The following is a 15,113-nucleotide window of genomic DNA, read 5'->3' as shown; positions in this document are numbered from 1 at the left end:
AAAACTGGCCCCAAACCAAATTTGGCCGGGGCTTAATTGATGAAGTCCTTGCTGCTTTGAATAAAAGCGTATGCCAAAATGTATTGGAAGCAACAATCAGTAAGGGGCACAACAGCAGTATCCGGGCTGCTTTTTGCAGGTCCGTTCCGATGTTTGCGATATGATGTGTTGTTCATGAACATGATCTCTGTAGGTATAACAAATAGCAAGCCATTTGTTTTCGCTAAATCTGATAACGCTGGTATATGCTGATTATTGTCGGGCCGCCATTAATAATCACCGCAAAATATACACGAAGCTGTATAAATCCAATGTCTAAACACCGCTATATTGGTCTTTGATGAATGGTTAGCAGCAAGGAAACCCGTGTGATCTGACACCGTTTAAACGGACTTTTTCGATATTTTCCTGCAGCATTTTATCGTTTAAAACGATCATCCTGATAGAAAAAGCGACGAACAGGTACTTGCCAAACGGTTTGGGAGCCATCAGGCCCCCATCGTGAGCGCGGCCAGTTTTTGGCGGTCATTGATCCCGATCTGCTTACCCGTCACCACGACGATATTTTCTTTTGTCAGGTCCATGATCACCCGGAAAACTGTTTCGTAGGTCGAGGCGGCGAACGCAGCGAGGTCATGCCTCGAAAGGGTAAGGTTAATGTAGCCGCCGGTGTCCTGGCCAAACTGTTCTTCCAATGATAGCAAGGCCTGCGCCACGCGCCCTTTGACGGGCATGTGCGCCAGGTCCCGCATTTTTCGCTCGGAAACATCCAGTTCTTCTGCAAAAAGCACCATGAGTTTATAGCATAGGTCGCTATTGGTTTTCAGCGAGGCTTCAAAGAATTTGATGTCTACAAAACAAACTACCAGCGGTTCTACAGCAGTGGCGGATACGCCGTAAACCATTTTGCTGCCCAGCCCACGATGCCCGAGGATCGAGCCATCGGCAGCGAACCTTATGATCAGTTCTTTGTCATCGCCCCATTTTTTATGAACTTTTGCCGTACCGGAATATACGAAATAAATACCCGTTACCGGTTGCCCCTCGCTGAAGATCACCTCGCCTTTTTTAAATTTCAGGTTTTGTTTATGGAGGTTAATGGTCTCGCGCCACTCCGGCACCGTGTTGTTGCAGAGGAAACATTTTTCGAGGTTACATCCTTTCTGGGGCTTGTTCATGGACTTTCGTTTTTATATTCGGTTGGTAATGATAGGATAATTTGTCAAAAGAAAAAAGCCACCCGGACTTTGGCAAATAGCGGGGTGCCGGGTGTAAAACTCATCTGATCAACCGGCGCAGCTTCTCCTCTCAGCCGGCTAACCTGTTCAACGGCATATTCGTTCCATTTTTTGTTCAGCAGATTTTCTACGGTTAAACCGAGCTCGTAGCGCTTTTTGCTATAGTTGATCTTCAGGTCGGTTACGAAGTAGCCGTCTGCGGTGAGTGTACTTGTGTTGTTTCCGGGGCGGTCGTGCATATAGCGGTAGCTCAATCCGCCGTTAATGCCGTTATTTAATTTAAAATCCAGGCCTCCGGTGCTGGTCAGCGTCGGGGCCAGCGCGAGGTAGCCGGTCTTTTTTGTACTGTCAGCATATCTTGGATGGGCGATATTGACGTTCAGGTCAGCAAAAAGCCATTTGGCCAGCTGGTAGCGGGCAGAGAGATCAATGCCCGAACGTTTGGTTTTACCGCCCGGCACAATGTCACCGTCGTCGGTGTAAACAAACTCCTGAGACAGGTACAGGTACCAGACCGCTGCGTTGATGAACAAGCGCGGCATTGGTTTCCAGTTCAGCCCCAGGTCCAGGCCATAGGCTGACGGAATGGTTTTCAGCCCGTTGTTGGCGATGACAGCGATCGCGTTATTGGAATGAAACCCTTTACCCGTTTTCAGATAAAATTGAATTTGTTCGTTAGCGGTATACTGGACATTCAGTTTCGGACTTACCGCCAAACTGTTTTTAGTGGAATCATGGTAATTGAATTTAAAATAGTCCAGCCGTGCACCGGCATTGAACTGCCATTTACCGCTTTCCAGTGTTTCATCCAGGTAGACGGCCGTGTTATTTTGCCGGATATCGCCCTGGGTGATGTTATCCAGGAATTGGTATTGTTTGGTAACGTGGTCATAAACGGTGCCATAGGTGCGGTCAAAGCGGCTGGATAATCCAATGATGGAAGTCAGCAGGTTATTGCCCCAGTATTTGCGTTTACTGAGTTTTCCGTTATAACCGAACATATCCCGTGTTTCCGACTGCCGGCGTTCGTCGCCGTTAACACTGTCGGCGGCGAAAAAAGTGGAATTGACATGCAATGAAAAGGTGTAGTGGGTGTAATACAGCTGGTTTTCCATAGCCCAGTCGTTTTTCAGGTCAGTGTTTAAGCGCGCGAAGGCATTCACCCTTGTTGACTTACCCCCTTGAGCGCTGTCGATAGCGGCAAACCTGTCGATGGTTACAGGAGCAGCCGGGATCCTGACCGCGTTTCCCTGCTCGTCCAGCGCAACCGTATTAGCGGCAACTACCCGTTCAGGTATTTCCCCGGAAGCGATCCAGCTGGTACTGAAGGTAGAAGCGCTTACGGTTAATTTATTATTTGTTCCTATTTTTTGGGTGTACTTCCCGAAGAGGTTGGTCCGTTTATAATGTTCCGGAAGCTTGAAGGCACCGTCGGTATAGTTGTATTCGCCCGCAATATAAGCTGTTCGCCCGCTATTGGCGGCTGACACGCCCAGCAGGTCAACAAGGCCAGCGAAGCGAAAAGTATGGAATTGCCCGCCCTCCAGGCTGATCATGCTCCGGTCTGTCGCGTCTTTGGTCGTATAGCTTAAATAGCCTGCTGTGGCCAGATCGCCATAAGCGGAATAATACGGGCCCTTGCCAAAATCAAAATTCTTCACCGTCTCCGGGATCAGGAAATGCAGGTCGGCATAACCCTGCCCGTGGATATGGGAAACCATATTAACGGGCATTCCGTCAACCGAAACATTCAGGTCGGTGCCATGATCCGCATCAAAGCCCCGTACAAAGATTTGTTCCGCTTTGCCGCCGCCCATGTGCTGGGCGATGAACAAGCCGGGAACCAGGCGCATCAGGTCCTGTGAAGAATTGACCGGGCGAAGCCGCAGGTCTAAAGTGCTCAGCGTATGAAAAGGGCTGCACAGCAGCGAGGGGGCGATCACCACCTCTTTCAGGTCGACCTGCCCGTTATCCATCAAAATGCTTAACGGCATAGCCGAACTGCGCAATGGAAGAACTTTTGTCGTATAACCGATATAAGTAATCGTTAAGGTGGCGGTATCTGTTGAAAGTGAAAGCTGAAAGTCCCCTGTTTTATTGGTGCAGCATAACTTGCCATTGGCGCGAATGCAGGCACATTCCAGTGGCTGTTGTGTATTGTTGTCGGCGATATGCCCTTTATAAATATATTGTGCGTTTGCCCATTGCACCGCTAAAACGGTAATCATGATAAGCAACGCCATTTTTTTTAGCGTGTTCATTGGAATATATTGAGTAAAACCGCTTGCGGTTTGATGATCGTTTAAAATTGTTCTTCAGGCCGGAAGAAACGGCCGGTACATAAATTAACCATTGAAGGTGCCAAAAGGCTCCCCCATGAGGATTAGACTTAGTTAAAGATCAAATCAATTGGGGCGGGTGAAAGATGGACAGAAAGGCACCAGGAACCTTCCCGTAATTTTCTGCAGACGGGAACGCGTTTCCGATACCCACGCTCCATAAGGTGTTGTTGTGAAAGCAAGTGTTGACCATATAAACATCCTGGAACAGGTTTTTCTGCGCCTGGCTTTCAGCATTGTTTTGTTTGTCTTCCGCTTGCTTTATCTTTTTCATCAGGTAACATTTACCGTTGCAATGGAGGAAAGGCTTATCGCGGTTTTCACACAGTTTGGCGGTGATATAGCTTTGGTTCAATTTGAATCCGGCGTAAACGAACAGCCGGGAGTAGTTAACGGTGAGTACCGAGAAAATCAAAAGCCATGCCGTGAACTGCTTTAACATCTTTATTACTGGAAATATTGATTGAATAGCGTTAAGCGTTTTTTTACTTCGTTAAAGTGAATTTTGGCAGATGCCGCGTTGGTCGCCTGGTTAAGGAGCGCAACTTGTTCCATCAGCGGTTCCAGCCATTTATGCAGGGCCAGGTGATCCGGTCCTTTCATCCGGCATTCTTTGATCATCTGGTTTATTCCGGCCTGCAGCGCGGCGCCGGCCTGGTGATAATCGGCTAACGTCCTGACGCCGGCTTTTCCAGCGATCTGCTGAAGACGGGTGACATTTTTACTGGTTGGCTGGTCGATCTTCCATTTGGCGCCATTGTTCAGCACTAATTTCTCCGAAGCTTGTTCATGCTGGTATAAACTCTTCGCATTCCCTGCAAAAAAGGTAACAGTCAATAAAATGATAGTTGTAATTTGTTTCATTATAGGTCTTTCTTTTTAAATATTTTAAGTGCAAAAAACAAGGGTACGATGATCCAGATGGTTTGCATCAGCAGCGAGAACACGATCCCGACACCACTTCCGAAAAATTGCTGGTACAGCGCCCCGGTATAGCCCATCAGCGCAGAAATATCGAGTTGCAGCAGGATCAGGATGCGGGCAAGGTCTATAGGGTTCAATGCCGTCAGAACGATCATCGCCTTTTCCAGGGGATAGTCGGCAAATAGGGTCAGGAACAATAAAACAAGCCCGTCAAAGATGATCGAGAAGTAGAACCAAAGCATTAAAGCCAACCCAATCCCTTTGGCTTTATCGCGGGTAATGGTCGATGTCAGGAATGCCAGTGAAATAAAGCTGAGTGTCAGCAGGCAGCCGGAGATCATTAAGGTGATGCCGGTGGCCGAAAATGCGAACAGGCAAACCGGGATACATACGCCAATAAAAAAGGCCAGCAAGATGGAACTGCTGATCCCAATGAATTTTCCCAGTAAGATATTGCGCCTGCTGATGGGCTGGGATACCAGCATTTCGGTGAACTCAGCCGCATTAAAATAATAGGTGGTCGCGTAAACAATGCTAACAAGCGGAATAATGATCAGGATAACCGTCGTAATACTCACCAGGCCTTTGGTTACATCTGCATCTGACAGGAAAATGGTCAGGCTGATCGCCAGTAATAAAAGCGTATACGCCAGCAATACTTTGCTGCGTACAATATCGAGGATGATATATTTCGCGATCTTTAGCATGATGTTGAACTTAATATTTGTGTTAAGGCCTTACTTAATTTTTGCTCACCGGTTTCCCTTTTTACATCTGTTAAGGTTTTATAAAATTTAATCTGACCTTCAAACAGATAAAGGATATGATCCGATATTTCATCGGCTTCGCTCAGGATATGAGAGGTTACCAGGATCAGTTTGCCTTTAGTTTTTTCTTCCAATATTTTCTCTTTAAGCGCTTCAGCAGCGAGCGGGTCGAGGCCCGCAGATGGTTCATCCAGGATCAGTACAGCAGGATTGAACATAAATGCCAGCGCAGCGCTTACTTTTTGTAAGGTACCTCCGGATAAAGTACGCATGGTTTTTTGATACATGCTTTCCAGCTGGTAAGCTTTGAGCAGTTCGGTGTCGACCGCGTCCTGTTGGCGGATATCCATCACCATTTTAAAAAGCTGACCGATCTTCATGTTATCCGGGTAGTGCCCTATTTGGGGCATATAGCCAATGTGCTTTTTATAATCAAAGGTGTTCAGGATAGACCTGCCTTGAAACAGGATCTCTCCGCCATCGGGTATAACCATCCCGAGGATGGATTTGATGAGTGTAGTTTTTCCCGAAGCATTCGGCCCCAGGATAGACACCACTCCGCCGCTTGCAAAATCGCAGCTGAGATTTTTGAGTACTTCCAGCCGTCCAAATGACTTTTGAAGTCCCTTGACCGCTATTATCTTTTCCATGGTTTCATTCTTGGTTTTTCGTCTTTAACAGATTCGGGGGTAATGGAAGGAATGGCGCGTTCCACCTTGTCAATGAGGTTGACGATGAAACTCCGCATCAGCATGACGCTCTGCGGGTTCTGTTCGATGATCTGCGCGTACAGGCTGATCGGGCGGTAGGGAATATCCCCGGTACCATCCTTATTCAGATCATAGCCTTCGTATTTGTCCCAATAGTTATCATTGAAATAGATTTCTTTTAACGTCCCGTTAGTGGTAACGTCAAAAGAGTTTCCTTTATAGTTATTTTGGGTAAAATGGTCCTTGTTACAGCTGGCCAGTACCCGCATGGCCCATCCATTGGATATAAAATCGTTATGGGTCACCGTAATACGGTCGGAATTTTCCATATAAATGCCGGTGGTGTTCCGGATAAAATGGTTGCCTTCGATCCGTGCATCGGTGATCTCTTTGAGCAATACGCCGTAAATGGAGCTTCCCCAATTTTCAATAAACGTGTTATCCAGCATCGCTATGCGCCGGGTGTACATCACGGAGACACCCGAGCCGTTGTTTTTAAAAGTATTGTGGCGATAGGTGTCATCATCCGAGAACATAAAGTGCAGCCCGTAGCGGATATTCTTTTCACTGAAATTGTTCTCGATGAGGCATTTTTTGGCAAACTCGAAATAGATGCCGTCGCGGTGACGGGTCACATAATTACCGTTAAGCAGTATTTCCTTACATTTCCATAAATGGATCCCATTCCCGGAGTTCTCGATGTTGTTGGAACCGGTGATGCGGTTATGCAGCACCTGGATATGTTTGCAGTTGGACAAATAGATCCCGAAAAAATTGTTGACGAGCGTATTATTGCTGATGGTCACAAATTCCACATTACTTAGCCGGATGCCTGCAAAATCACGCATAGAACCCGTCCTGGAGTTTTTGATGATAAAACCGTCTAACTTTACATGACGGGCCGTTATTGTCAGCACTTCTTCCTGGAAACGCGCGTCAAGTACAGGCTGATTTTGCCCTAAAATGGTCAGTTCCTTGTCAACTATCGTATTCAGAGAAATATAGGTTCCTTTTTCAACGCGTATCGTATCCCCATTTTTTGCGAGGGCGATTGCCTGTTTGATGGTAGCCACTTTTGTTCCGGGAGCCACGACGATCGTGTGTGCCCATGCCGGAAACGGCATCACCAGCAGCAAACCTATTTTTACGATCAGCGATCTCATTATTTGTTCTTACTTAATAACATTGACCAGTCATAAACCTCCGCCGACTTGTCCTTTTTTGCGGCTTCTGCCGCCGGCAGGGAAAGAAAAGCCGCCAGGTTCCCGCCCATAGGTGAGGACAGCGAACTATCTCTCAGGAAAAACGATTTACGGGCATCGGCAAATTGCCCGGGCCTGCTAAAATCATTGACTAAAAAGACGCTCTTGACATCTTCGGCAATGGCTGGATTTTCCTTTAAAAAACCGGCCATACATTCGGCCGCGTCAAATTTGAATACCTTGCCTTTGGCGGTGATCAGCTCAGCGGCAAAGCGTTTATCCATAATCGTCATTTTACAATGTGTACAGGCGTCCTGACCATAGCGGATAGGATCCGGCGCGTGACTGCATGCTGCTATCAGACAGCACAGTACCAGTATAAATATATTCAGCGTTTTCATTTAATTTTGTTTGATGATTGTTGCGGTTTATAAAATAGTGCAGCAGCGGCCAATAAACCACCTACACCTACCAGGATGCCCCCGGTATCGGGTAATGAACCAGCAGTGAAATTGAGCAGTTGCTTATAGCCAAAAAGTGGCGGCTGATAATTCATCCCTTCTACTTTGATAGCGGCATGCGGGTTGAGGTTGTGTCCATAATTATATTCCCACACATAGAAATCACCAAAGCCGACAATAGCAAACAAACATAAACCAATGAACCAGGCCCATAATAACCTGCGGCTTCTGGCAACAGCTGCGGCAAAGCCGATCAGTGTAAGCGCCCCAAATACATAGGGCAGGATCCTGAATTCTTTAAAGTCATCCACCGAAATAAATTTCATCCCGATATAATGGTTCAGCCCGTTGATCTGTTGAATGCTCCCCGATAAGCCATTCAGCCAGATCTTCATTTCCAGGCCTTCGGGGTATTGGGGTGCATCCAGCAAAATATGCCATAACGGAAGAAAATAGGCGGTCAGCATCAGCACACAGCTGATGAAGATCAACACTCTTGTATGTGTTTTCATGATCAGAGGATTATCAAAGTGTATCGTATTTTCAACACGATACACTTTGATCTGTAATTATTGGGTTACCGGGTTTTCACCGATAGAGAATTTAACAGGCACATTGGAGCCTGCGGGAGACACCCTGAAATAGCCCTGCATTTCTTGGTGGAGCGCTGAACAAAAGTCAGTACAATAGTAAGGAACTATGCCAACTAATCCTGGAGTCCATTTCAGGGTGCAGGTTTCACCCGGCATGATCAGCAGTTCTGCGTTATTCGCGCCTTTGATGGCGAAGCCATGCGGCACATCCCAGTCCTGTTCCAGGTTGGTGACATGGACATAAACTTCGTCCCCGATCTTAATCCCTTCAATGTTATCCGGTGCAAGGTGTGAACGGATAGCCGTCATATAGACATCCACCCGGTTGCCGTTCCGGACTACTTTAGTATCTTTTTCAGACTTGGTGGCATAAGCATTTTTATTTTCCTCCAGCTTGAAGAATTTGACCTGGTTTTTCAGGATCTTTTCAGCCGGTATCATCTGCGCGTAATGTGGTTCTCCAATGGTCGGAAAGTCAAGCAAAAGCTTCATTTTGTTTCCTGTAATATCAATGAGCTGACAAGCCTGGGCCAGTTCCGGGCCTGTTGGCAGGTACCTGTCCTTGGTGATCTTGTTCAGTGACAGCAGGTATTTACCGAATGGTTTTTTGGAATCACCGCCGACAACCGATAAGTGGCCCGGTGAATAATAAGAAGGTATCCTGTCAATAATTTCCAGGTTATCTATCTTCCATTTCACTACTTCGGATGATACGAACATGGTGGTGTAGGCATAGCCCTTGCCGTCAAATTCAGTATGTAACGGCCCAAGACCTGGTTTTTTAACCTCACCATGGAGAACGTCTTCATACTTTAACACAGGTAATACGCCATCGATCATCCCATCATATTGTTTTTTGTCTATTGCCGCAAGCATCTTTTTGAAGGAAAAAACCGGGATAACAGCCGCAAGCTTACCGCTGGCCGCCATGTATTCTCCGTCAGGGGTTACGTCAACGCCATGCGGTGATTTCGGGCAGGGCAAATAATACACCAGGCCCGGAAATTTGGTAACATCCAAAGTTTGCGTCCCTGTTTCCATAACCGACGTAGCGGTATGCGTATTTTCGTTATAAACATTGTGCGCATATTTCGCAGTAATCTTAGTGCCCTTTCCGGCAGCTATTAACTCTTCTGCTTTTTTCCAGTTTACCGCCATGATAAAATCTTTGTCCCGCTGGCTCGCATTTACCTCTAACAGCGTGTTGGCCTGTTCTGTATTGTAACAGGTAAAAAATATCCAATCATGTGAGGGGCCTTTACCTGCGTGTGCCAGGTCATAGTTAAATGGAGGCACTATCAGCTGAAATGCGAGGTTCATGGCTCCCTTGTCCTTGTCAACCTTAACAAAAGATACCGCCCCTTTGAAATTTTTCTTGTAGCTGTTAATGGGCACATCGCCATTGCTGTTATCAAGCGGTTCGCTAAAACGGGTGTTACCCACCACGTACTCCGTGTTTTCTGTACAAAACGGGGACGCGTGATTGCCACCGATATTAGGCAATTCAAGTATTTCTACCGTTTTAAAAGTGGCCAGGTTGATCCTGGCTATACGCGGGGTGTTGTTCCCGTTTATGAATAACCAGCGCCCGTCGTCCTCGCCGTTTGTTTTCGAAAGCTCGGGATGGTGGGAGTCATCCCATGGAACAAAACCGTGAGACGTATTCAGCATTGGTTTTGTTTCTTCCGAATAGCCATACCCGTTTTCAGCGTTTTGCGAGAAAACCGGTATTACCTTTAACAATCGACCAGAGGGTATGCCGTATGCAGCGACCTGCCCGCTAAACCCGCCGGATAGAAAAGCGTATACTTCATCATATTTACCAGGAGCCACGTATACTTTTTGGGCAGCATCGGCATCGACGGAAGAACCGGCTTTTCCCGGCTTACAGCCAGAAATAGTACTGCCGGCTAATATAGCCAATGCCGGTACCAGTAATTTATAAGATAAGAATTTCATAATCTGTAAAGGTTTAAATATTATTTGCTGTCATTTTTTCTAAAGTATTCCAGGATCTGGCGGGTTTCCTCATCCGTTACATTCTGGAAGGTCATCTGGGTTAGGTGTTTCGCTAACAACGCCTGGCCAACCGGATCTTTCGCTTCCATTTCTACCGGGTTGGTGATCTGGTTCATGATCCATTCAGGTGTACGCCTTTTGGTAACATCCTTCAGGCCGGGCCCAACTACTTTTTGATCGGTCACTTTGTGACAAGCGCCACATTTGGCATTGAAAACAACCATGCCCTTATCCGCCATCGCGGGGTCGATAGCATCCAGTTTCACATCGGTGAACCGGCCGATACCTTTGCTGTCACTTTTCGCAGCGGGGTCAATATCGGCGCTTGCTGTTGCTGCTGGCGCAGCCGTTGAAGTGTTCTCTGAATCGGAGCCCCCGTTTGACGGACCGCAGGCATATAAAAAGGTTAAACCTGACACGAGCGTCGCAATCAATAAGGTTTTTAAATTTTTCATTTTTCTTGTGTTTTAATTTTTGATAAAACTAGCTGTAAATAAGGAGGGTCAACATGATGCCCGACATTGTATAATGTGATTTAAATCATATTATACGATATTTTAACTTGTTTTATGTTCGTTTTATTTATGATAAATCATATTAATAAAAGATATTAATGTCCTTTATTGTGTTAAAATTTTTATTTCAAAAAGTATTTATGCTGCAGAAACTCTTCCACCAGTTCGGTAACAGGCTTCTTGCTGAACTCGGCCATTAACTGATCCCGGATCGGTTTGACCTGTTCGTGCATCGGGCAGGGCTGTGTTTCCGAGCACTTATTCAGGCCAAGTACACAGGCAGAGAACAGGCCGTTGCCATCGATGGCCCTGACAATATCGATCAGGAAGAGGTCCTGCCCGTTTTCAACATAAAATCCTCCGGTCGGCCCCTTCGCGGATGAAAGGATCTTCTTGCGGACCAGCGTTTGCAATATCTTGCCTGTAAAATGCATAGGCGAGCCGATTGCTTCAGCAACCTCGATGATCCCTGTCTTTTCATTCTTCCTGCTTTTCAGGGCGACATAAACCGTCGCCCGGATGGCGTATTCACATGATTTGGATAGTATCATTTTTTGTGCTGTTGATTTTACAAACCTAAATATATAATCGTCCTTTAAGATAATTCCTTTTCGAGCTGAATGGCTTTAGGGAACAGGATATTGCTTTCCAGGTGTACGTGACGGTGCAGGTCGTTTTCATATTCTTCCAGTTTTTTGAACAGGATGGTATAAGAACTACAGGCATCCGCAGGCAACTGGTAATTTGAAGTAATTGTCCGTATCGTTTCGAAATCGCCGCCTACCTGCTCATGTTCAGCGTCCATGATCTGTATCGGTACGGAGATCTTGCCGAAGTCAGCAGAAGGGAGCATGCCCCCGGAATTATAAACCTGGGCCAGTTCTTTGATAAAAGGGAACAGTATTTGTTCTTCTTTGACCATATGCAGGGTCAGGTCGTTTCCGATCCGTTCGAATAATTCCGCCACTTTGATCAGTTCCGGATGTCTTTCACCGTGCACCCGTGCTACTTTTTGGGCGATCTCCAGGATAAACTGGGTATTCTCACGTACATAGCGGTGGTGGGTATTGATCACATAGTCACTCAGAAAACCCAGGTCCCAGTTTTGAAAATCATTTTCACTGTTCGTGTTTGCTTCACCCTTGATGGCTTCGAGCTGGCGCTCCACTTCTTCAGGGTCAATCCCTTTTTTCTCGCAAACTTCAGCGATGGTCTTTTTACCGCCGCAACAAAAGTCGATACCCAGGTTTTTAAAGACCTGCGCTTTGCGGTAATCTTTGGCTACAATCTCACCAATGGTCTCGGTGTTTTCCGCTTCGGTCTTTTTGGCAATCTTTACCTGCCATACTTCCGGCCCGCTTTCCAGATAATCCCAAAGAAATACCTGTCCCCTTTCAGCCAGCAGCTGATAATACAACGGTTTAGGATCATGGTCATTGTGAATAATAAAGGCCTCGCCGGCTAACAGCGAATCGAACTTGTCAAAGATCTTTGGATGTTTAAACCGCGGTTCGATCACGGTTACGTCCAGAATGTCTAATACTTCCATTTTTTAAATTGTTAAATAATAAAAGACAAATGTATCTTTTATTATTTATTAAAAAAGTGATGTTCGTCATTAATCCTCAGAAACCGGGAAGAATACATAAAAAAAGCCGCTTGCGAAGGGCCGCGTTAAGGATATATCAAGGTTGGCTCATCCGCATTTGGAGGAACCGCAGTCCTTACAGTTCAGGCAGCCTTCCTGGTATTGGAGGTTGGTCGAGTTACAGTTCTGGCAAACCTGCTTTTTTACCTGGGTGCCGTCCGGTATATATTTTTTTAACGCCCGGGCGACACCGTTCTTCCAGGTATTGATGGCCTCGTCGAGCTGCAGGCTGCCGATCAGGTCAACCACCTTTTCTATCGGCATACCATGGCGCAAGGTTCCGGAGATCAGCTTGGCATAATTCCAGTATTCCGGGTTGAACTTGTAGGAAAGCCCCTCGATGGTGGTTTTGTGGCCGTAGCGGTTCTGGTACTGAAAATCATAACGGGAAATGCCGTCGCCGTCTTTGTTCTTGATGATCAGGCCATCGTTGACCCACCGCGGGATCAGGATGCCATCTTCATCGTCAGCCAGGCCTGTAAATATTTCATAGGGTTTATGGTCAACTAACCCGATGAACGCGATCCATTTGTCCTTGTTATTTTGGAAGCGGACGATCTCGGCATCCAGCACAGGCGGCCTGTCTACCGGAAATACCGTTTCTCCGCCGGCAGTATTTTCTGTTTTATCTCCTGTATTGGCGATCAGGACACCCGAGCGCGAACCGTCACGATATACGGTGACACCCTTACAGCCGGCTTTCCAGGCCGCCATATAGAGTTGCCCTACCACCTCTTCGGTCACCTCCGCAGGCATATTAATGGTAACACTGATGGAGTGATCCACCCATTGCTGGATCTGCCCCTGCATCTCCACTTTTTTAAGGTAATCAACATCGTTGGCGGTAGCTTTATAATAGGGCGATAACGCCACCAGTTCATCCAGATCCTGCTGCGAATAATTCTTATTAAGGTCATGGCCGTTTACGGTCATCCATTGCTTAAACCGGTGGTGGAACACCACGTATTCTTCCCAGGAGTCCCCCAGGTCGTCCACAAAATCTACACGTGCATCCTGATCACCCGGATTCACCTTTCGCCGGCGTTTATAAACCGGCATAAATACCGGTTCGATCCCCGAGCTGGTTTGCGACATCAGGCTGGTCGTTCCCGTAGGTGCGATAGTAAGCAAAGCCATGTTTCGCCTGCCGTGTTCCTGCATTTCATAAAACAGCTGCGGGTCTGTGGCCGCGAGTCGCAATACAAAAGGGTTCTGCTGCTCCCTTTCTGCATCAAACAGGGCGAAGGCCCCCCTTTCTTTGGCGGCATTAACCGAGGCCCGGTAAGCCTCCAATGCCAGGGTACGGTGCACCTGCACGGCGAAAGCCGTCCCCTCGTCGCTGCCGTAGCGCAGGCCCAGGGCAGCCAGCATATCACCTTCGGCGGTGATTCCGATACCGGTTCTCCGGCCTTCTTTGGCTTTGTTCCGGATATGCTGCCACAAATTCGTTTCGGTCCGCTTCAATTCCGCGTCTTCCGGGTCCGCGGCAATCTTTTCGAGGATCGCGTCAATTTTTTCCAGTTCCAGGTCTATGATATCGTCCATAATACGCTGAGCGGCATGAATGTGTTTTTTAAACAGGTCCCAGTTAAAAGCCGCCGCGCCGGTAAACGGGTGATCTACATAACTGAACAGGTTTACGGCCAGTAAACGGCAGGAGTCATAAGGGCATAAGGGAATCTCGCCGCAGGGATTGGTTGAAACGGTTTTATAGCCGAGATCGGCATAACAGTCGGGTAACGACTCCCGGATGATCGTATCCCAGAATAAGACGCCGGGCTCTGCCGAGCGCCAGGCATTATGAACGATCTTCTGCCACAGCCGTCCCGGGTCGATTAGTGTTTCATGAGTTGGCGTACTGCTATCCACCGGGTATTGCTGCCGGTAGTCCGATCCGGATTCCACAGCTTCCATAAAAGCATCATCGATCCGTACGGATACATTGGCCCCGGTTACTTTACCCTGTTCCATTTTAGCGTCTATAAAATCTTCCGCGTCGGGGTGCCTGATGGCTACCGAAAGCATCAGTGCGCCGCGCCGCCCATCCTGGGCAACCTCGCGGGTGGAGTTAGAAAAGCGTTCCATAAAAGGCACGATCCCCGTGGAGGTGAGTGCAGAATTTTTGACCGGGGAGCCCTTCGGACGAATATGTGACAGGTCATGGCCTACGCCGCCCCGCCTCTTCATGAGCTGTACCTGCTCCTGGTCTATCTTGAAGATCCCGCCATACGAATCGGCATTGCCATCGTTCCCGATCACAAAGCAATTAGAAAGTGAAGCCACCTGGTAAGGGTTGCCGATACCCGTCATAGGGCTGCCCTGCGGGATGATATATGTAAAGTCACGGATCAGCTCAAATATCTCATCCACCGATAATGGACTCGGATAGCGCTGTTCTATCCTTGCTAACTCGTTCGCGATACGATGGTGCATGTCATCCGGTGTCGCTTCGTAAATATTGCTGGCGGAATCTTTCAACGCATATTTATTAACCCAAACCCGGGCTGCGAGCTCATCACCTTTAAAATATTCAAGTGATTGCTGGTAGGCTTCTTCAGCGGTGTAAATGGTTGCGTTTCTTTTTTTTTCGGCGACGTTCATATTGATAACTGGTGTTAAAATGATGGTTGGACTGACGCTGGCGGTGTAAAAACATGAGAGCAGCCCGGTTATTAATAAAAGACAAATGTATCTTTA

General features: G+C 47.3%; 14 protein-coding genes. All 14 read right to left on the bottom strand.

The window, feature by feature from the left end; genetic code table 11:
- Window positions 1-488: 488 nt before the first annotated feature.
- The 14 genes from FRZ54_RS07205 to FRZ54_RS07140 all read right to left on the bottom strand — a co-directional run bounded on the left by FRZ54_RS07205 (window position 489) and on the right by FRZ54_RS07140 (window position 15,017).
- Window positions 489-1,178 carry a Crp/Fnr family transcriptional regulator gene (locus FRZ54_RS07205; protein ID WP_147030956.1) on the bottom strand — a complete coding sequence of 230 codons (690 nt, stop codon included), beginning with the start codon at window positions 1,176-1,178 and terminating at the stop codon, window positions 489-491.
- 44 nt (window positions 1,179-1,222) lie between these two features.
- A complete protein-coding gene (locus tag FRZ54_RS07200; RefSeq protein ID WP_147030955.1) occupies window positions 1,223-3,499 on the bottom strand; it encodes a TonB-dependent receptor in 2,277 nt (758 codons plus the stop codon).
- Window positions 3,500-3,638: 139 nt separating this feature from the next.
- Window positions 3,639-4,019, bottom strand: a complete 381-nt coding sequence (locus tag FRZ54_RS07195; RefSeq protein ID WP_147030954.1) for a hypothetical protein — start codon at window positions 4,017-4,019, stop codon at window positions 3,639-3,641.
- Between the two features lie 5 nt (window positions 4,020-4,024).
- Entirely contained in the window at window positions 4,025-4,441 is a 417-nt protein-coding gene (locus FRZ54_RS07190) for a hypothetical protein (RefSeq protein ID WP_147030953.1), read from the bottom strand.
- Window positions 4,441-5,208, bottom strand: a complete 768-nt coding sequence (locus FRZ54_RS07185; protein ID WP_147030952.1) for an ABC transporter permease subunit — start codon at window positions 5,206-5,208, stop codon at window positions 4,441-4,443. Before FRZ54_RS07185 ends, FRZ54_RS07190 begins: the two co-directional genes overlap by 1 nt.
- Window positions 5,202-5,918, bottom strand: a complete 717-nt coding sequence (locus FRZ54_RS07180; protein ID WP_147030951.1) for an ABC transporter ATP-binding protein — start codon at window positions 5,916-5,918, stop codon at window positions 5,202-5,204. The genes FRZ54_RS07185 and FRZ54_RS07180 overlap by 7 nt, the downstream gene beginning before the upstream one ends.
- Window positions 5,906-7,141 (bottom strand): nitrous oxide reductase family maturation protein NosD, encoded by a 1,236-nt coding sequence (locus tag FRZ54_RS07175; protein ID WP_147030950.1) that lies wholly within the window; start codon window positions 7,139-7,141, stop codon window positions 5,906-5,908. Before FRZ54_RS07175 ends, FRZ54_RS07180 begins: the two co-directional genes overlap by 13 nt.
- Window positions 7,141-7,581: a nitrous oxide reductase accessory protein NosL gene (locus FRZ54_RS07170; protein WP_147030949.1), complete on the bottom strand. Its 441-nt coding sequence runs from the start codon at window positions 7,579-7,581 to the stop codon at window positions 7,141-7,143. The genes FRZ54_RS07175 and FRZ54_RS07170 overlap by 1 nt, the downstream gene beginning before the upstream one ends.
- A complete protein-coding gene (locus tag FRZ54_RS07165; RefSeq protein ID WP_147030948.1) occupies window positions 7,578-8,153 on the bottom strand; it encodes a hypothetical protein in 576 nt (191 codons plus the stop codon). Before FRZ54_RS07165 ends, FRZ54_RS07170 begins: the two co-directional genes overlap by 4 nt.
- Window positions 8,154-8,210: 57 nt before the next feature.
- Complete coding sequence (nosZ, locus tag FRZ54_RS07160) at window positions 8,211-10,193, bottom strand: Sec-dependent nitrous-oxide reductase (RefSeq protein WP_147030947.1); 1,983 nt, start codon at window positions 10,191-10,193, stop codon at window positions 8,211-8,213.
- A 20-nt stretch (window positions 10,194-10,213) separates the two neighbouring features.
- On the bottom strand, window positions 10,214-10,708 hold the full coding sequence (locus FRZ54_RS07155) for a c-type cytochrome (RefSeq protein ID WP_147030946.1): 495 nt from the start codon (window positions 10,706-10,708) through the stop codon (window positions 10,214-10,216).
- Window positions 10,709-10,890: 182 nt separating this feature from the next.
- Window positions 10,891-11,319 carry an RrF2 family transcriptional regulator gene (locus tag FRZ54_RS07150; RefSeq protein ID WP_147030945.1) on the bottom strand — a complete coding sequence of 143 codons (429 nt, stop codon included), beginning with the start codon at window positions 11,317-11,319 and terminating at the stop codon, window positions 10,891-10,893.
- Between the two features lie 44 nt (window positions 11,320-11,363).
- Window positions 11,364-12,317: an iron-sulfur cluster repair di-iron protein gene (ric, locus tag FRZ54_RS07145; RefSeq protein WP_147030944.1), complete on the bottom strand. Its 954-nt coding sequence runs from the start codon at window positions 12,315-12,317 to the stop codon at window positions 11,364-11,366.
- A gap of 147 nt (window positions 12,318-12,464) precedes the next feature.
- Window positions 12,465-15,017, bottom strand: coding sequence for an adenosylcobalamin-dependent ribonucleoside-diphosphate reductase (locus tag FRZ54_RS07140; RefSeq protein ID WP_147030943.1), 2,553 nt, complete (start codon window positions 15,015-15,017; stop codon window positions 12,465-12,467).
- Window positions 15,018-15,113: the final 96 nt, after the last annotated feature.

Source organism: Mucilaginibacter ginsenosidivorans (assembly GCF_007971025.1).
GTDB lineage: Bacteria > Bacteroidota > Bacteroidia > Sphingobacteriales > Sphingobacteriaceae > Mucilaginibacter > Mucilaginibacter ginsenosidivorans.
Note: the sequence above shows the minus strand (reverse complement) of the source record. Positions and strands in the feature narration are given on the sequence as shown.